Genomic DNA, 16066 nt, shown 5'->3' with positions numbered 1-16066 from the left:
CTTCCCTGCTGACGGACAGCTCATCTCCCTGCCCGTGGCCAAGGGGCCGGGCCGTGTCGGTCCCGAATGAAGCGTCCCTCCGGGGGTGTGCTCGAGGTCTTCGACCACCAACGAGCACTCACCTACCGGAGGGACGCGTGAAGAAGTCTGACAGGGAGATCATGGAGATTCTCGAGGCGTTCGACGTCACCGAGTGCGCGAACTCGGCCGCGCAGCTGGCCGGGGTAGACCCCAAGACCGTGCGACGGTATGTCGCGGCCCGTGACAGCGGGGCGCCGGTGACCGGTCCGGGCCGGCGGCCGCGGATCATCGATCCGTACCTGCCCAAGATCGAGGAGTGGGTCGACCACTCCTCGGGCAAGGCCCGCGCGGACGTGCTCCACGAGCGTCTGGTGGGGCTTGGTTTCACCGGGACCGAGCGGACCACGCGCCGAGCGGTCGCGGCCGCCAAGGCCGCGTGGCGCGCGGGCAACGCTCGCACGTACCGGCCCTGGATCACCGAGCCCGGGCTGTGGCTGCAGTTCGACTGGGGCGAGGGCCCGAAGGTCCCCGGTCCGGACGGGCGGGCGCGGGGCACGCTGCTGTTCTGCGCGTGGCTGGCCTGGTCGCGCTACCGGGTCGTGATCCCGACCTGGGACCAGACGTTGCCGACGCTGGTGGCGTGCCTGGACGCCACCTTCCGCACGATCGGCGGGGTTCCCTCGTACGTGCTGACCGACAACGCCAGGACGGTCACGATCGACCACGTCGCCGGCGTGCCGGTGCGCCACCCCGACCTGGTGACCGTGGCCCGGCACTACGGCACGACGGTCCACACGTGCGTCCCGTACGACCCGCAGTCCAAGGGCGGGACCGAGGCCACGGTCAAGATCGCCAAGGCCGACCTGGTCCCCACTCAGGCCAACCTGGGCGAGCAGTACGCCTCCTTCGAGGAGCTGCGGGCCGCGTGCGAGGCGTTCATGGCCAAGGTCAACGGGCGCAAGCACCGCGAGTCCGCCCGCGTCCCCGAGCTCGCCCTGACGCAGGAGCGAGCCAGGTTGCACACCCTGCCCACATCGCCGCACACCATGGCCCTGGGGGTGACCCGGGTCGTGAACACCGACCAGACCGTGCGGTTCGGCTCGGTGCGCTACTCGACCCCGCCGGGCCTGGTCGGGGCCGAGGTATGGGTACGCGTCGTCGGCACCGAGGTCGTCATCGTCGCCGACACCACCACCCTGCCCGTCGTGCCGGCCTGGGCCGGCGGCGTCGCCGGGCTCATCGAGGCCGCCCGGCACATCACCTCCACCCCCGGCAGCCCGAGGATCGAGCCGTCCCACTACCCCGACCACCCCCAAGAGGTCGACGGGACACCACGGCCGCCTCGGCCGCGGGCACGCACCGAGGCCGAGGCCGCGTTCCTGGCCCTGGGTGAAGGAGCCCGCGCCTGGCTGGTCGAGGCCTCCGCCGCCGGGACCGTGCGGATCCGGGCCAAGATGGCCGACGCCGTCCAGCTCGCCGCCCTCGTCGGGACCGAGCGGGTCGACGCCGCGCTCGGCGTCGCCGCGGCCGCCGGCCGGTTCGCCGAGGCCGACCTGGCCAGCATCCTCGACCACCTGGCCGCCGGCACGACCAGCGTCGACCTCGTCATCGCCGACGAGACCGCAACCACCCAGCCCGGCACGAACGGGTGGGCCGGGTTCACCACCGGGGGCACCCGATGAGCACCACCAGCACGAGCACGCGCGCGAGGACGACGACCACCACCGGGCCGGGGACGGCGCCACCCCTGCCGGCCGACCTGGAGCAGGTGCTGCGCCGCATGCGGCTGCCCTACCTGCGCACCGCCGCCCCCGAGGTCCTGGCCACCGCCAAGGCTCAACGGTGGGACCCGGCCGAGGTCCTGCGCGTGCTGCTCGATGAGGAGGTCCGCGGCCGCGACGAGGCCACCAGGGCCATGCGCCGCAAGGCCGCCGGCCTGCCCGCCGGCAAGACGTTCGCGTCCTGGCGTGAGGCCGACTCCTCCATCCCGGCCCCATTCCAGTCCGCCCTGGCCGCACTGGAATGGGTCCACCGCGCCGAGAACCTCGCGATCAGCGGGCCCTCCGGCACCGGCAAGACCCACTTCGTCGAGGCCCTGGCGCACAAGGTCATCGACGAGGGCATGCGGGTGTCCTGGTTCACCCTGGAGTCCCTCACCACCGCGATCGGGCGGGCCGCGGTCGATGGGACGGTCAGCAAGGTCCTGGCCAGGATCACCCGGGCCGAGCTGATCGTGGTCGACGACATCGGCATGCTGCCCTCCGGGCAGGCCGCCGCCGAGGCGTTCTACCGACTCGTCGACGCCACTTACGAGCGCCGCTCCCTGGCGGTCACCAGCAACATCCACCCCTCCGGGTACGACACGATCATGCCCAAGACGCTGGCCACCGCCGCCGTCGACCGGCTCCTGCACCACGCCCACGTCATCATCACCGAGGGCACCTCACTCCGCCTCGCCGAGGCCACCACCGGACGAGGAGTGATCCCCTTGACCTAACCGCCCCAGGGAGATCAGCTGACCACGGACAGGGAGATGAACTGTCCGCCAGCAAGGAGATCTACTGTCCGCCTACAGGGAAGTCCCACTGTCCCTTGACAGACAGTCGAACGTGCAGTTCTGCGTCCGCGCCTCCGCGATTGATCCGGGTGAGAGCATCAGGGCGGCCTGGCGGTGTGGCGTCTCTGCCTAGCTACGCACGCGCCGACCCCACCCCGAGCGGGGTGGGGCCGACGTGGGTGGGATTTGGGGTCAGTGGTTGTGGTGCTGGTCAGGCAGGTCGGTGTCGATCTGCTCCTTGCGGACCTCGTCGCTGACCTGCTGCTCCTCGGTGACGGTGTCGGTGTTCAGGCGCACCTCCTCGACCGGAACGGTCTCCTTGTCGACGACGACCTGGTCCTCGGCGAGGGTGACTTCGAGCTCGTCTTCGCTCAGGTCGGACCCGGACAGGCGGTCCCGGTCCTGTTCGTCGAGGGGCTCGCGTTCGATACGGACCTCCTCACGCTGGACGGGGACGGTCTTGGTGACGTGCTCGGTGACGACGTACTTACGCAGGCGGGCCTTGCCGGTGGCGACCTTCTCGGTGCCGACGTGCAGCTGCTCCTCGGAGCGGACCATGCTGGCGTCCGACTCGTCGTCGCCGGTGCCGCGCCCAGTGCCCCCGGCGCCTGCGGCGGTTTCTGTCCCGCCGGTCATGCCCGTTCCGGCGTCGGCCCGGCCGGCGGTGCCGGCGCGGGTGTCTTCCTGGTCGCGGGTGGCCGGTGCGCCGTTGTTCGCGTTCTTCTGGCCATCCCGGCCACCGTAGTAGGAGAACAGCTCGCGCTCCTCCTCCACGGAGATGTGACCGTCCTCCTCGACCCGGGGGGCGTCCTTGACCTGGTCCTTGGTGTACGGCACCCGCACCTCCTGGTCCTGCACGGTGGCACCCTGCAGGGGCACGAAAGACTCCGAGGTGCCGAAGAGCCCGGTCTTGACTGTCACCCACGCGGGCTCACCGGTCGAGTCCTCCAGGTAGACCTGGCCGACCTTGCCGATCTTCTCCCCGTCCTGGTCGACGACCACACCGCCGTTGTGCAGGGACTGGATCTGTTCCTTGTTCCACATGCGGGAACCTCCTGTGATGGTGGCCGGCGCCCTGATGCGCCGTCCGTTTACACCGTAAACGTAGGCGCCTTCACGATGACCCCGCAACCCAGGCGGGCACCGCGCCACCGCTTGGCCCTCGGACGACGTGAACCACCGCACGGCGGTCACCGGCGGCCTAGGACCCTGCCACCGCGATCCGTTCGCAGCGTTCGGACAGCGTGCTCTCCGGCAGGCGCAGTGCCCCCGGGGAGTACCTGGTGTCGGCAAATCGGGGGTGCTGCCGGTACAGCACCGCGTCGTCGGGAACCTGGACGTGCGAACCGCCTACAGACCTCACCGCGTCAACCAGGGAGGGCACGGGCTGCGGCTCACGTGAGCTTGATGTCATGGTGGGCTGCTCCTCGGCCGGTGACTTCCTGCCGGCCCACGCCTTGCGCACGACCGCCCAGTCGCCGGCCCGGACAGCAAACGACTCCGCCCACGGCACCGACGGTCCCGTCGTCGGGCTCGGTCGGGCGTCGACCGGTGTTGGTGTGACGAGGGACCCCAGCCCGCCCGAGACGGGATACACGGTCCCCGGTGGTACGTCGAGCTGGACGGTCTGAGCGGCGCTCCACAGGACTGGGGTTGTCTGGGTGCTGTTGGTGGCGTGCTCGGCGTAGGTCTGCAGCAGTCGCCGGCCTGGCAGGCACCGAACATCGACGAACACGACCACTTCTGCACCAGCGTTCAGCGCCACGTCGCAGGCATGCATCACCGAGGAGCGGAAGGCGGCCCTGGGAGCTCGTCGCAGGTCCCTGCCGGGGACGATGAAGGTCTCCCACCGGTCAGACCGTATTGGCAGCTTGTTGCGGTTCAGCTCGCGATCCGCGACCGCGAGGGTGACGTGGACGTCGGGGGGCCACGTGCTCGTGGACAGTCCGTCGACCTGGGCCAAGAGCGCCCGATGCTCGCCCCGGACCACCGTCACGACCGCGACCCGCGGACGCGCCGGCCGGACCGATGGGACGACCTCACTGCACGCGATTGCCATCACCCCTCCTACCCCTGCCTGACATGACCGGATGAACGTACCGCTTACGCTGTAAACAGCAACAGGTTACGCCGCACCTCGGCGGTGGTAAAGACCAGAGGCATCGGGTGGGCTCAGGAGCGGGCAGTTGGCCGCCTGACCCGCAGGTGGGCCCGATGTGCCCATCGCGGGCGCTCCCCACCGGGCCGGGGGCTAGTGAGAGACGGTGTTCTCGATGCGGTTGAGCAGGCTCTCGAGGCCGGTCTCGAACTCGGCCTCGCTGTGGTCCTGGCTGAGTCGGTCGCGCATTCGCACGACGTGCGGTGCCTGCCCGAGGTCGACATCTTCTACCGTGTCTTGCTCGGGTATGTCGGCACTGCCCTCGTTCATCGGTTCTTCCACCGCGGCGACGTTCTCGGTCTTGGTGGAGACCTCCAGCAGCAGGGACCCGACGAGGAAGCTGGTGAATGCCTTGTAGGTGTCCACCGCTTGGTCGTCGCTGAAGCCTCGCTCGCACAGGGTGGCCAGGAGGTGCTCGACCATGGCGATGTCGCGCAGCGGCGGTCGCAGCCAGGGCGCCGCCGGGTGCCGCGAGACCACCAGTGGGAACGCCGTGGGGTGGGCCAGAGCCATGTGGCGGATCTCGTGCGCGACGTGCTGCAGGTACTCCTGCCAGCTCGTGGTCTCCGCGGCCTCCACGCGCTTGATGAGCCCGTCCAGGAGACTCTCCACGACCGCCTCCAGCAGATCTTCCCGCCCGGAGACGTACCGGTACAGGGCCATCGCCTCAACCCCCAGGTCGCGACCCAGGCTGCGCATGGTCATTTGGTCCACACCATGAGCCTCGATACTGGCAAGGCCAGCATCGACGATGCGCTGACGGCTGAGGCGTGGCGGCCGCGTGGACCGCGCCTCGTCCGGCTCCTCTGGGCTCATCGGCACACCTCCTGAGCGTCCAGCCTGTCACACGCACCGCGTGTCGGCTCGCCGTCCCCTCGCGGTCAACTCGCGACCGACTCGGGCAGGTGTCCCTTGCGCTTGGTGTAGGCCTCGGTCGACTTGTGGTTGATCCACACCCGCACCAGCTGCACCACCGCGCCGGAGACCAGCGCGAAGGCCACAGCCTCCCCCCAGTCCACCTCCGGGTCCTCGGGGTTGCTCGGGGAGTTGCTGCCGGTGACGAACTTCCACGTCGTCTCGATGACGTTCTTGGCCATCACCCCACCACCGATCGCCGCCGCCGTCGTCGCCACGCTCCACATCTTGTCGCCCACTGACCTCACCACTTCCTCGTCTTGCCCCGGACCCCCCGGGGACACGCTTGCACGCCATTCGATTACGCCGTACGTTTACACCGTATTCGCCTGCCGGGCACCACAGCAAGGCGACGCGGCCCCAGCCCTGGGTCCGTGCGACACCCCCTCTGCAGTCAGGAGCAGACGATGAGCAAGATCATGATGGCGACCGCCTTCGGGGCCGGGTACGTCCTGGGCGCCAGGGCGGGCCGGGAGAGGTACGAGCAGCTCAGCGCGAAGGCGCAGGAGCTGTGGGGGCACCCGAAGGTGCAGGAGCAGGCGGACAAGGCCAAGGCCCAGGCCGGGAAGGTGACCGAGCAGGCCAAGGGCCGGCTGAGCAACGCCAAGGACGGCGACCGGGACAGCATGGATGACCCGTGGGAGGTCGACACCGACACCGCCCTCGCGGGTGATGACCTGGAGGGGCCTCGTGGCTGAGCGGTTCACGCCGGACACCGATCATGCGTCAACGGGTGAGCTGATCGGGCGGTTGAGCGAGCAGACGAGCACGCTCATCCGGGACGAGATGCGCCTGGCGCAGGCTGAGCTGAGCGCCAAGGCCAAGAACGCGGGCGTGGGCATAGGCATGTTCGGCGCCGGTGGCCTGCTCGCCTTCTTCGGCATCGCCGCCCTGATCACGACGGCCATCCTGGCCCTCGCCCTGGTGCTGCCCCCGTGGGCCGCCGCGGGCATCGTCACTCTGCTGCTGTTCGCGGCGGCGGCCGTGGTGTCGCTGGTGGGCAAGAAGCGCGTGCAGGAGGCCACCCCGGCCAAGCCCGAACGTGCCATGGACAACGTCAAGCAGGACATCGAGCAGGTCAAGGGGGCAGCCCAGTCATGAGCACCACACCGCACGAGAACCTCGACAGCGACAACACCCAGGACGAGGCCAGCAACGACCCGGCACAGATCGAGGCCGACATCGCCCGGCACCGCGCCGAGCTCGGCGACACCGTCGACGAACTCACCGAACGCCTGGACGTGAAGAAGCAGGCCCAGTACAAAGTCGAGTCGGTCAAGAAGCAGACCCACGACACAGTCGAGTCGGTCAAAACCCGGCTGCAAAGTGATGACCACCGGGACGTGCTCAGCGTGCTGGCCCCCGCGCTCGGTGCCGTGGCCGCCGTGGTGCTGATCATCGGGGTCGCCCGGCGGGTACGGCGGTGAGCTCCAGCGCAGCCAACCGCAAGGAAACCGGCGGCAAGGACTCGGGCCGCAGGGCCGGGCAGGTGGACGCGCCGGACCCGGAGCGGGAGGACAAGCCGGACTCGCCGGCGCAGATGACCGGGCCGGCGTGGAAGTACACCGCGGGCAAGGCGTTCCGGGAGTTCCTGGACGACGAGTGCACCGACCTCGCGGCCGCGCTGACGTACTACGCCGTGCTCGCCATCTTCCCGGCGCTCATCGCGATCTTCTCTCTGCTCGGGCTGGTCGGGCAGAGCCAGCAGGTCGTCGACGCGGTGATGCCCGTGCTGAGCAGCGTGCTCGGCGAGTCCGGGGCCTCGACCCTGGAGCCGGTGGTGGAGTCGTTGGCGACCTCCCCGGGTGCCGGGCTGGCCCTGGTCGTAGGTCTGGCGACCGCGCTGTGGTCGGCCTCGGGGTACGTCACCGCGTTCAGCCGCGCGATGAACCGGGTCTACGAGATCGAGGAAGGCCGGCCGGTGTGGAAGCTGCGCCCGGTCATGCTCCTCATCACCCTGGTCATGGTGCTCATGGTGGTGCTCGTCGCGCTCATGCTCATCGTGTCCGGGCCGGTGGCGACGGCGCTCGGCGAGGCCATCGGCCTGGGGTCGACCGTGATCACCGTGTGGCAGATCGCCAAGTGGCCGGTCGTGCTGGTCCTGGTCATGCTGATCGTGGCGCTGCTGTACTACAGCACGCCCAACGTCCAGCAGCCGAAATTCCGGTGGCTCAGCATCGGCGCCGCGTTCGCGATCCTCGTCTGGGTCCTCATCTCGGTCGCGTTCGGCTTCTACATCGCCAACTTCTCCAGCTACGGCGCCACCTATGGCTCGTTCGCCGGGGTGATCATCTTCCTGCTCTACCTGTGGATCACCAACCTCGCGCTGCTGCTCGGGGCGGAGGTCGACGCCGAGCTCGAGCGGTCCCGTCAGCTCATCGCCGGCATCCAGGCCGAGGAGGACATCCAGCTGCCTCCCCGCGACGACGCCAAGATCCGCGCGGCGGAGGAGAAGGAGCAGGCGGACCAGGACAAGGCCCGCGCCCTGCGCCGCAGCGGCGGGGACACCACCGACCCCGACCAGGCACCCGGCACGGTCAACGGGGCCGAGCACCCCGACCGAAAAGACCGCTGATGGCGCAGAACGTGACAACGGTCCCTTCATACCGGGTGTCGGCGCGCGGAGACCTCGTGGAAGGCTCGAGCAATGGAGTGGATGTGTCGTCCAGACTCGCCCGTGCCGGAGGCGGCGGAGCAACTGTTGGCATCGGTGCCGGAGTGGTTCGGGCTGCCCGAGGCAAACGGCGACTACATCGAGGCGGCCCGATCCAAGGAGACATGGACAGTGAAAGGTGAGGACGGCGGCGTGGTCGGTCTGACGTTGGTCGATCGTCACTTCCCGCACGTCGCCGAGCTGCACCTCATGGTCGTCGACCGTCAGCATCACGGTCAGGGTGTCGGAACAGCCATGGTCCAGGCCATCGAGCAGGACGCGCGCCAGCGCGGCGTGAAACTCCTCGAGGTCAAGACGCTCGGCGCATCCCACCCCGACTCCGGCTACGCGCGCACCCGCCACTTCTACGAACAGATGGGCTTCCTGCCACTGGAGGAGACCGACCTCTGGGGCGACCAGAATCCCTGCCTCTTCATGATCAAGGCCCTGTGACTTCACCCCTGCTGAAGCCGCCAGCACCCGCACGTCCCGCTCACCATGACGCGGTCCACCGGACTTCGGTAGACCAGATGTCACCAGGCGTGCCAGCAGTCCCGACGAGCCTGTTGACGGGCCCGGTAGCAGCCCCATTCCTCCCGCGACGCCGGTCAACGCCGCGCACCCAGAGCGTTCCGTCCTGCGCGAAGGACGTGTGTTGCCTCGCCGCGCCGGGGGTCCACGGATATCGCAAGTGAGACGCGCCGGGCATCATGGGGTCATGACGGCTGCTCACGCCCGGTTTGCTGGTGTGGTGGCGATCCACCAGGATCGGGTGATCCTGGTCCGTGAGGAACACCCACGCTGGGCCGATCCTTGCTGGAGCATCCCCAGCGGCATGGTGGAGTCCGCCGAGACGCCGGCCGAAGGCGCCGTGCGCGAGCTGCGGGAGGAGACCGGCGTCGACGTCGCTGCCGAGGACCTCCGCTTGGCCAGCACGTCCTCGGTCATCGCGGGCGGAACGACGATCTTGGCGTGGAACTTCGCCGTCGAGTTGGAGGTGGAACCCGTCCTGGCGGTCGATGACCCCGATGCCGTCGTCCAGGAGGCCCGGTGGGTGGCCATCACCGACGCTGTCGAACGGTTACGCTTGCACCCGTGGCGTCCCCTGTCCGAGCCGGCCATCGCCATACTCACCGGAGCGGCCGGGTCGGGCACGCACTGGGCGTTCGAGCACCCACAGGCACACCCCACCATTGCCCCGACGGCCCGCGGTTGAGGCACCGCCCGCGCACCCTCGTGGGCTCACATGGTTTCAGGGTGCGTAGTGGTCTGGTCCCGGGGCCGGTCGTCCAGCGGCGCGGGCGAGCCTTGACCACCCCAGGGGCAGCCACTCGGGTGCCGGCCCAGCGAGGAGATGCCGCAACTTCTGAGCGGTCTGGAGGGCCAGGTCGGCGGTGGCCCGATCCATGATCCCGGTGTCGACAGACTCACCGAACTCGTCCCAGTCCTGCACCTCTACCTGCCCGGTGCGGACGTGCAGCACGGGATCCAGCTCCAGGTCGACGTAGGACCACCGGTCCCCCTGCTCAGACGGTGCGGGCGGTAGGCAGACGTCGAGCTCGACCCCAGGGTCGGCCGGGTCGTCCACCCACCAGGTGACCCAGGGCTGGCCAGGGCTGACCAGGACGACCGCATCGACGGACACCCGGCCTGCAGCGTGCGGTCCCAGCCACGTCGCGCCCTGGCCGAGGAACAGCCAGTGTCCGTGCTCGTCCTCGCCCAGAGGGTGAGCTTTCCAGGTGAACACCCCTGCAGGGCGCTTGACCTTCTTGATCACGACTGTTCGGCCCCGGCGATCCGTCATGCCCACCATCCTCCCCCGACCCCGCAAGGTCCGACCTGCCCTGGCGCCAGGCGCGCGACAACGCTCCGGCCTCCCGTGGTTGCGGGCTGGTGCGGGCGCCGGTTCTGATGGGGGTATGGCGTTCTTGTCCTGGCCGCAGGTGGTGTCGCAGGTCAACGGCCACCTGGGCACGGACTACCAGCTCCTCGGGCGCCTGGGCGGCGGACGGCAAGGTGGCGCCTGGACCGTCATCGACGGGGCAGCCGGGTCACGGCCCGTGGTGCGGGTGCTGACCTGGACGTCACATCCCGGCCTGGTCGCCCGCCGCGCGCAGACCGCCCGCATCGTGCGCGACCTCCGTAGGCGGGGGTATCCCACCCCGTGCTGGCACCACTGGGGCACGTTGGCCAGCGGTGTCACGTTCGTCATCGCTGACCTAGCGCCGGGCCATACGGGCACCTGGGACACGATGCCAGTGGAGGACCTGATCGCCGCGGTGGAGCTGCAGGCCGGCGCCGCGGGCCCCTCGGAGGGATCGTGGAGCGACTACCTGTCCTGGGCCCTGACCGCCCCCGACGGGCCCCGCGCCGACCTGGCGGCCCTGGGTGCGACATCCGACCCGCTGCTGCGGCGCATCGAGGACACGGCGAGGCTGCTGTCGCGCACCATGGTCCCCAGCGGCGATGCCGTGCACGGCGACCTGACCCTCGACAACATCCTCATCGACCACACCCACACCCGCACGGGGCAGCCGCCGCGCATCGCGATCATCGACGTCGGCGCCTGCGGGCCTGGGACCCGAGCCCTGGACTACGCCTGGCTCTACCGGGACGCCACCACCCACGACGCACGGCCGGCAGCCGAGCGCCTGCAATCAGCAGGCCGGGGTGTCGCCGGTGACCACGTCTGGCAGCTGTGCCTGGCCCTGGCCTGCCTCGAGGTCGCCGCCTTCGTGGCCCGCCACGGCAACGGTGAGGACGCCGCAGCCGAGCTCACCACCCAGGAAGCGGTTCTGTCCCACGCGACCACCCACCCCTGATGATCATCGGTCAACCAGGACCCCGTCGGCGGGGGCGTTGCGAAACCCGCGCGACCTGGGTGCGAACAGCCTTGCCGGTGCGGGCTGCTGCGACCTGGTCGCTAGTGTCGACGTCATGTCGCAGGTCAGCCGGCGGGTCAGCGTCCGCACCCTGGACCGAGACGAGTGGGCCATCCACCGCCAGGTCCGTCTGGCTGCGCTCGATACGAACCCGGAGGCCTTCGGTGCCACCCTGGTCAGCCAGCAGCTGCTCGACGAGGCCGACTGGCGTCGTCGCGTCGATGACCGCTCGTGGTTCGCCTTCCTCGACACCGAGCCCGTGGGCATGGTCCGGCTCTGGTACGACCCGTGCACCAAGCCGGTCCCCGAGGTCATCGCCCTCTGGGTCGCTCCCCCGGCACGCCGGGCCGGGGTCGCACGCCAGCTGATGCTGACCGCCGTGGGCACTGCGCAGCGGTTGGCCGGGTGTGCGGACCTGTGGGTGTCCCTCGACAACACCGCAGCGCGGGGGCTGTACCAGAGTCTGGGCTTCCAGCCCACCGGCTCGACCCAGAGCACCTCCGACGGCCGCCCCGAGATGCACATGCGGCTGCCGCGGCGCTGAGAGGGTCGCGACCGACACCCCGCACCCACGGCCAGGTGACCCGAGCAGCGTTCGTCAGCTACCGACCAGCAGGCCCGCGGCGATGTTCAGCTGCGGTACCCCGCCTACTACCGGGATCAGGACGCTGGGCATCCCGGCGTGCACTGCCCCACCGTCGGTGTTCGGGGTGTCTCCGACGAACACACACGCCCCGGCGGGGACCCCGAGGCGCTCGGCGGCCAGGCCGAAGATCCGCGGGTCCGGCTTGACCATACCCTCCTCAAAGCTCAGGACCACCGTGTCCAGCAGGGCCAGCAGGCCAAGGTCGGCCAGACGTGGACGCAGGTCGATCCCCGTGTTCGACAGCAACCCCACCCGGTAGCCACCTGCCCGCAAGGACTGCAGGAGCTCGACAGCACCAGGAGCCGGTCGCCACTGGTCAGGCATCGTGTCGTACAGGACACCTGCCAGCCTGCGGGTGCACCCCGCCTCGCTCGTGAGGATCCCCTCGAAGACCTCCCGGTGCAGGTGAGGGTCGAGGTCCCATCGCGCGTCCGGGTACCGGTCGGCAGCCCGCGCCCAGACCGTGCGCAGCACCTCCGCGACGTCCTCCTCCTGCATAACTGGACCGTCGCCGGACGCCTCGACCGCCCGACCCAACCAGCCCTGGAACGAACCGACCATCACCAGTGTCCTGAAGCAGTCGAAGAGCACACCGGTGAACGCCATGCCTGGCATCCTCGCTCACCACGCGGCGAATGCCCGGTCCCACCACCCGGCGCACGCCAGGTCTTCAGGCCGTGATGCTGGCGGGTGGTTGGATGACCGCATGCTGCCCCAGGTGATGCCGACGCTGTCCCATCAGGGCGTGCAGCTCAGGGCGTTCGAGGAACAGGACGTGCCCCTGATCCAGTCCGTCGCCGACGACGACCTGATCCCGCTGATCACGACCGTCCCCCGAGAGTCGACCCGGGCCGCGGCCATGGCCTACATCGCCCGGCAGCACGAACGGCTCCGAAGCGGAGTCGGGTACTCCTTCGCCATCGTCGACACCCGCACCGACCACGCCGTCGGACAGATCGGGCTCTGGGTCCACAACATCCACGAGGGCCGCGCCAGCACCGGCTACTGGATCGCTGCCCCGCACCGCCGCCGCGGCCACCTCGTGGCCGCACTCACGGCCCTCACGGACTGGGCACTCCGGTTGGACGACGTCCACCGGCTCGAGCTGCACGTCGAACCCTGGAACCAAGGATCGTGGCGCGCCGCCGAACGCTGCGGCTACCTCCGAGAAGGACTCCTGAGGTCCTGGCAACAAGTCGGCACCCAACGCCGAGACATGTACGTCTACAGCGCACTCCCGCACCGCGACGCTCGCCGCCGAACCGAGATCCCCTCCGACTGACCGCCTCGCAGGACAACCCAACCTCTACCCGGCTGCCGACTGTGGCCCACAAGTTGCCAGCCTCCTGGGCCTGATCCACGTGTCAGACAGCCTGTCACCTGATCGCGCGGTGTTCGAACCGGCAGATGCACCCGCCCGCGGCGTGCAGCATACGTGCATCAGGGCTTCGCAGGTCCAGGAACACTCTCGCCCTGCCGCAAGACGAAAACGGCAGGTCAGAGGCGCTCGGCGGGCTAACCCACCTTTTCTTCAAACAGCAGACTGAAGTGCAGTCCATAGAGCCCAAATCGCCTGCGCCACAGGCGATCTCAGAGCTGGCGAAGGGACTCGAACCCTCAACCACCCATTTACAAGACTTCCAACCGCAACGCGCTGACCTGCACAAAGAGCCTGGAATCAGGCGTTCGGAACGTTTCGTGCATTATACGTGCACCACGGCTGGCGCCTCATGGCTCCTCTTGGCCACTACTCCGCCGATCACCCGACGGAGGAGGGTTGTGCACACCCGCAGCCAGGAACTCATAGCGGAGCCGGTCGAAGGTCGTCCGGCTGTCCTTCGCGCCTTATGCAAGCCTCAGCCCGCTTGCCCTTCCCCGCACTGTTCCCCTTCGGCGGCCGTCTCGACTTCGCGAGGTCGTGTGACCACTCGGAACAGGCGGTCACCCGTCAGCCAAGTACAGTGCGCTGCCCACTGGCCGCGGGGCCCGGCGGAAAGGTTGCCACGGCGCACTCGTGCCGGAGATATGTCGGTGCCGCTACTCGGACAATGCCACCGAGCGCGCAGTAGCCCCTCTCGACAGAAGGGCGGCAGGCGGGAGCCGTCGAGCCGCAGGACCGACTGAAGCAGCAAGCCCAGGGAGTGGGCGAGCCCGCCGCGCGGCTGTCGGTGGCCAGTGGCATAGTGAGGAGCAGCGACTCAAGACCCGGAAGGGGCGTGCAATGACCGTCGTCCAAACTCTCACCCGCTCCGAGGCCGAAGCCGAGCGCGACGAGCTGCTCGCCATGTTCGACACCGAGGACCGAGACCTCATCCGCGACGCTTTGCTGTCCGGTCTTTACGACGACGTACATGCACAAGCGGCGCGTCGTCTGGCACATTTGGACTTTCTACTCGGGTGAGGCAGCCCAATCTGGACGAGGCTGCACGACACTTCGCCGAGCAACTGAGCGGGACGATAGGGGCAGTTGTCGGCTTTGACGTCGCGTTCACCGCTACCAGACTCGATGAGGGGGACCGCCTGACGGTCAGCACTACCGATCGCATGGGGATCGTGTTGACCGCAGGCCGAGAGCCTCTACTCCGCCTCGCCGTCGAGTTCCAGTGCGGGTGGGATGCACCCGGCCACTTCCTCGCCGTTCACAAATCGCAGGTCCACGTCTCGTCTGTCGAGGATCGAGCACCCCTGCATCGCTACGAGTTCGTCAAGTCCCCCCAGAGCGGCATCCCGTGTTCACACCTTCACGTCCACGCTCACCGGGATGCCTTCACGCACGCCATGAGCCGTGCTGGTGAGCGGACCCCTAGGGCGAAGCGCCGCGCTCGAGGCCGCGCCGTCGGCCGCGTCGAGGATCTGCACTTCCCTCTTGGCGGTGCTCGCTTCCGCCCCGCGCTGGAGGACGTCCTCCAAATGCTTGTCGACGAGTTCGGCATCGATGCAGCCGACCACTGGGAGTCGCACCTAGCCCAAGGTCGTCAAGACTGGCGCCATCACCAACTCGCCGCCGCAATACGCGACAACCAGAAGCACGCCGCCGACACGTTGGCCGGACTCGGCTACACCGTCGAGCCACCCCCTGAGGGTTACCCGGAAGGGCCGGGCCGACAGGTCAGCAGCTACTAGCACCGGCACCACGACGCTATGGGCGCTCGACGCGCATCCTGACCGAGGTGAGCGGCAGATACTGGGCCATTGCCGGCCACGGCGCCTTCACACCTCGGACCACTCGACAGGACGGCCATCGTGGACGTGACTGTCCCGGCCGTCAATGCTGGAAGTGCGCAACGCCCAGGTGACATCCTCGAGTGATGGCCCAATGGTCATCCAGGCATCCATGGAGGCACTCACGAGTCCGACGTCGGAGCCCGTTAGGGTCGAAGAATGAGCCCACGCGACGTGTCTCGAGCAACAAGGACGGCAGCCGTCGTCACGGTGTCGGGCCGGTCCTCGGCCGGGCTCCGCGAGGACGAGTCGGGCCGCCGCCTCACGGAGGCGCTGCAGGCGCTCGGGTATGCCGTCAAGGGCCCCGTGGTCGTGCCCGATGGGGTGGAGTCGGTCGCCGGGGCGCTGCGTGACGCCGTCGCCGACGGAGCCCGCCTCGTCGTGACCACCGGTGGCACGGGTATGGGTCCGCGCGACCTCACCCCCGAGGGCACCCGCCAGGTCATCACCCGGGAGAACCCGGGCATGGCCGAGCTCATGCGCCGGGAGGGCTCCCGGCAGACCCCCTACGCCGCGGTCTCACGCGGGGTGGTCGGGGTCGTCGACTGGCCGGCCGAGCGCGGCGTCGGCGGCACCCTCGTCATCAACCTGCCCGGCCGCCCCGCGGCCGTGACGGAGGGGATGGACATCATCGGGCCGCTGCTCGGCCACCTGGTCGAACAAGTGGTCGGTGGCGATCATTGATGCGGGACCCGCTGGTCGACGGCTACGGCCGGGTGCACCGTGACCTGCGGATCTCGGTGACCGACCGGTGCTCGCTGTGCTGCACCTACTGCATGCCCCAGGACGGCGTGCCCTGGCTGCCCCGGGCCACGATGCTCACCACCGAGGAGGTGGTGCGTCTCGCCGACGTGGCGGTGTCCATGGGCATCGACGAGATCCGGCTCACCGGCGGCGAGCCGTTGCTGCGCCGTGACCTCGTCGACGTCGTCGCCGGACTCTCCGCGCTGGACCCGGCTCCCGAGATCTCGATGACGACCAACGCCATCGGCCTGGCCAAGAACGCCACCGC

The 16066-nt window shown here is 69.3% G+C and carries 21 protein-coding genes; 15 read left to right on the top strand and 6 right to left on the bottom strand.

All coding sequences use genetic code 11. From position 1 onward, the window contains the following. Nucleotides 1-161: 161 nt before the first annotated feature. Both istA and istB read left to right on the top strand, forming a co-directional pair. The gene (gene istA, locus AVL62_RS02965; protein WP_058890200.1) at nt 162-1703 is read left to right on the top strand and encodes an IS21 family transposase; all 1542 of its coding nucleotides are present in this window, start codon (nt 162-164) and stop codon (nt 1701-1703) included. Next, complete coding sequence (istB, locus tag AVL62_RS02960) at nt 1700-2518, top strand: IS21-like element helper ATPase IstB (protein ID WP_058890202.1); 819 nt, start codon at nt 1700-1702, stop codon at nt 2516-2518. The genes istA and istB overlap by 4 nt, the downstream gene beginning before the upstream one ends. 252 nt (nt 2519-2770) lie before the next feature. Here istB and AVL62_RS02955 read toward each other — a convergent pair whose 3' ends face one another. The 4 genes from AVL62_RS02955 to AVL62_RS02940 all read right to left on the bottom strand — a co-directional run bounded on the left by AVL62_RS02955 (nt 2771) and on the right by AVL62_RS02940 (nt 5878). Then, on the bottom strand, nt 2771-3622 hold the full coding sequence (locus tag AVL62_RS02955) for a DUF2382 domain-containing protein (RefSeq protein ID WP_058890199.1): 852 nt from the start codon (nt 3620-3622) through the stop codon (nt 2771-2773). Nucleotides 3623-3779: 157 nt separating this feature from the next. Then, on the bottom strand, nt 3780-4574 hold the full coding sequence (locus AVL62_RS02950) for a hypothetical protein (protein WP_161937821.1): 795 nt from the start codon (nt 4572-4574) through the stop codon (nt 3780-3782). 255 nt (nt 4575-4829) lie between these two features. Then, nucleotides 4830-5552 (bottom strand): TetR/AcrR family transcriptional regulator, encoded by a 723-nt coding sequence (locus AVL62_RS02945; protein ID WP_083518626.1) that lies wholly within the window; start codon nt 5550-5552, stop codon nt 4830-4832. A 65-nt stretch (nt 5553-5617) separates the two neighbouring features. After that, nucleotides 5618-5878, bottom strand: a complete 261-nt coding sequence (locus tag AVL62_RS02940) for a DUF4235 domain-containing protein (protein WP_235585480.1) — start codon at nt 5876-5878, stop codon at nt 5618-5620. Nucleotides 5879-6058: 180 nt separating this feature from the next. Between AVL62_RS02940 and AVL62_RS02935 the strand changes: the two genes are divergently transcribed. The 6 genes from AVL62_RS02935 to AVL62_RS02910 all read left to right on the top strand — a co-directional run bounded on the left by AVL62_RS02935 (nt 6059) and on the right by AVL62_RS02910 (nt 9520). Next, nucleotides 6059-6349: a hypothetical protein gene (locus tag AVL62_RS02935; protein WP_058890196.1), complete on the top strand. Its 291-nt coding sequence runs from the start codon at nt 6059-6061 to the stop codon at nt 6347-6349. After that, the gene (locus AVL62_RS02930) at nt 6342-6752 is read left to right on the top strand and encodes a phage holin family protein (protein WP_153011625.1); all 411 of its coding nucleotides are present in this window, start codon (nt 6342-6344) and stop codon (nt 6750-6752) included. Before AVL62_RS02935 ends, AVL62_RS02930 begins: the two co-directional genes overlap by 8 nt. Further along, nucleotides 6749-7078, top strand: a complete 330-nt coding sequence (locus AVL62_RS02925; RefSeq protein ID WP_058890194.1) for a DUF3618 domain-containing protein — start codon at nt 6749-6751, stop codon at nt 7076-7078. Before AVL62_RS02930 ends, AVL62_RS02925 begins: the two co-directional genes overlap by 4 nt. Beyond that, a complete protein-coding gene (locus tag AVL62_RS02920) occupies nt 7075-8226 on the top strand; it encodes a YihY/virulence factor BrkB family protein (RefSeq protein WP_058890193.1) in 1152 nt (383 codons plus the stop codon). Before AVL62_RS02925 ends, AVL62_RS02920 begins: the two co-directional genes overlap by 4 nt. A 102-nt stretch (nt 8227-8328) precedes the next feature. After that, nucleotides 8329-8757: a GNAT family N-acetyltransferase gene (locus tag AVL62_RS02915; RefSeq protein ID WP_235585476.1), complete on the top strand. Its 429-nt coding sequence runs from the start codon at nt 8329-8331 to the stop codon at nt 8755-8757. Between the two features lie 265 nt (nt 8758-9022). Next, nucleotides 9023-9520, top strand: coding sequence for an NUDIX hydrolase (locus AVL62_RS02910; RefSeq protein WP_083518625.1), 498 nt, complete (start codon nt 9023-9025; stop codon nt 9518-9520). 36 nt (nt 9521-9556) lie between these two features. Here AVL62_RS02910 and AVL62_RS02905 read toward each other — a convergent pair whose 3' ends face one another. Beyond that, a complete protein-coding gene (locus AVL62_RS02905; RefSeq protein WP_161937820.1) occupies nt 9557-10108 on the bottom strand; it encodes a DUF402 domain-containing protein in 552 nt (183 codons plus the stop codon). A gap of 115 nt (nt 10109-10223) precedes the next feature. Here AVL62_RS02905 and AVL62_RS02900 point away from each other — a divergent pair, with 115 nt between their 5' ends. Further along, a complete protein-coding gene (locus tag AVL62_RS02900) occupies nt 10224-11126 on the top strand; it encodes a phosphotransferase (RefSeq protein WP_058890189.1) in 903 nt (300 codons plus the stop codon). A 115-nt stretch (nt 11127-11241) separates the two neighbouring features. Further along, on the top strand, nt 11242-11730 hold the full coding sequence (locus tag AVL62_RS02895; protein ID WP_058890188.1) for a GNAT family N-acetyltransferase: 489 nt from the start codon (nt 11242-11244) through the stop codon (nt 11728-11730). A 54-nt stretch (nt 11731-11784) separates the two neighbouring features. Here AVL62_RS02895 and AVL62_RS02890 read toward each other — a convergent pair whose 3' ends face one another. Then, complete coding sequence (locus tag AVL62_RS02890) at nt 11785-12438, bottom strand: HAD family hydrolase (protein ID WP_058890187.1); 654 nt, start codon at nt 12436-12438, stop codon at nt 11785-11787. Between the two features lie 115 nt (nt 12439-12553). Between AVL62_RS02890 and AVL62_RS02885 the strand changes: the two genes are divergently transcribed. The 5 genes from AVL62_RS02885 to AVL62_RS02865 form a co-directional block, all read left to right on the top strand. Then, entirely contained in the window at nt 12554-13114 is a 561-nt protein-coding gene (locus tag AVL62_RS02885; RefSeq protein WP_235585478.1) for a GNAT family N-acetyltransferase, read from the top strand. 939 nt (nt 13115-14053) lie between these two features. Continuing rightward, the gene (locus AVL62_RS02880; RefSeq protein WP_058890185.1) at nt 14054-14233 is read left to right on the top strand and encodes a hypothetical protein; all 180 of its coding nucleotides are present in this window, start codon (nt 14054-14056) and stop codon (nt 14231-14233) included. Beyond that, on the top strand, nt 14230-14955 hold the full coding sequence (locus AVL62_RS02875) for a hypothetical protein (RefSeq protein WP_058890184.1): 726 nt from the start codon (nt 14230-14232) through the stop codon (nt 14953-14955). The genes AVL62_RS02880 and AVL62_RS02875 overlap by 4 nt, the downstream gene beginning before the upstream one ends. 258 nt (nt 14956-15213) lie before the next feature. Then, nucleotides 15214-15738, top strand: a complete 525-nt coding sequence (locus AVL62_RS02870) for a MogA/MoaB family molybdenum cofactor biosynthesis protein (protein WP_083518621.1) — start codon at nt 15214-15216, stop codon at nt 15736-15738. Beyond that, the coding region (locus AVL62_RS02865; RefSeq protein WP_153011624.1) for a radical SAM protein at nt 15738-16066 on the top strand (329 nt) is incomplete at its 3' end. The genes AVL62_RS02870 and AVL62_RS02865, both read left to right, overlap by 1 nt.

The sequence above is a fragment of the Serinicoccus chungangensis genome (assembly GCF_001483745.1).
GTDB classification, from domain to species: domain Bacteria; phylum Actinomycetota; class Actinomycetes; order Actinomycetales; family Dermatophilaceae; genus Ornithinicoccus; species Ornithinicoccus chungangensis_A.
Note: the sequence above shows the minus strand (reverse complement) of the source record. Positions and strands in the feature narration are given on the sequence as shown.

Excerpts from the sequence above, each read along its gene's own strand:
- AVL62_RS02940 (WP_235585480.1), bottom strand. The coding sequence starts at position 5,878 with ATGTGGAGCGTGGCGACGACGGCGGCGGCGATCGGTGGTGGGGTGATG.
- AVL62_RS02955 (WP_058890199.1), bottom strand. The coding sequence starts at position 3,622 with ATGTGGAACAAGGAACAGATCCAGTCCCTGCACAACGGCGGTGTGGTC.
- AVL62_RS02925 (WP_058890194.1), top strand. The coding sequence starts at position 6,749 with ATGAGCACCACACCGCACGAGAACCTCGACAGCGACAACACCCAGGAC.
- istA (WP_058890200.1), top strand. The coding sequence starts at position 162 with ATGGAGATTCTCGAGGCGTTCGACGTCACCGAGTGCGCGAACTCGGCC.
- AVL62_RS02905 (WP_161937820.1), bottom strand. The coding sequence starts at position 10,108 with ATGACGGATCGCCGGGGCCGAACAGTCGTGATCAAGAAGGTCAAGCGC.
- AVL62_RS02935 (WP_058890196.1), top strand. The coding sequence starts at position 6,059 with ATGAGCAAGATCATGATGGCGACCGCCTTCGGGGCCGGGTACGTCCTG.
- istB (WP_058890202.1), top strand. The coding sequence starts at position 1,700 with ATGAGCACCACCAGCACGAGCACGCGCGCGAGGACGACGACCACCACC.
- AVL62_RS02895 (WP_058890188.1), top strand. The coding sequence starts at position 11,242 with ATGTCGCAGGTCAGCCGGCGGGTCAGCGTCCGCACCCTGGACCGAGAC.
- AVL62_RS02870 (WP_083518621.1), top strand. The coding sequence starts at position 15,214 with ATGAGCCCACGCGACGTGTCTCGAGCAACAAGGACGGCAGCCGTCGTC.
- AVL62_RS02910 (WP_083518625.1), top strand. The coding sequence starts at position 9,023 with ATGACGGCTGCTCACGCCCGGTTTGCTGGTGTGGTGGCGATCCACCAG.
- AVL62_RS02900 (WP_058890189.1), top strand. The coding sequence starts at position 10,224 with ATGGCGTTCTTGTCCTGGCCGCAGGTGGTGTCGCAGGTCAACGGCCAC.
- AVL62_RS02890 (WP_058890187.1), bottom strand. The coding sequence starts at position 12,438 with ATGGCGTTCACCGGTGTGCTCTTCGACTGCTTCAGGACACTGGTGATG.
- AVL62_RS02880 (WP_058890185.1), top strand. The coding sequence starts at position 14,054 with ATGACCGTCGTCCAAACTCTCACCCGCTCCGAGGCCGAAGCCGAGCGC.
- AVL62_RS02945 (WP_083518626.1), bottom strand. The coding sequence starts at position 5,552 with ATGAGCCCAGAGGAGCCGGACGAGGCGCGGTCCACGCGGCCGCCACGC.
- AVL62_RS02885 (WP_235585478.1), top strand. The coding sequence starts at position 12,554 with ATGCCGACGCTGTCCCATCAGGGCGTGCAGCTCAGGGCGTTCGAGGAA.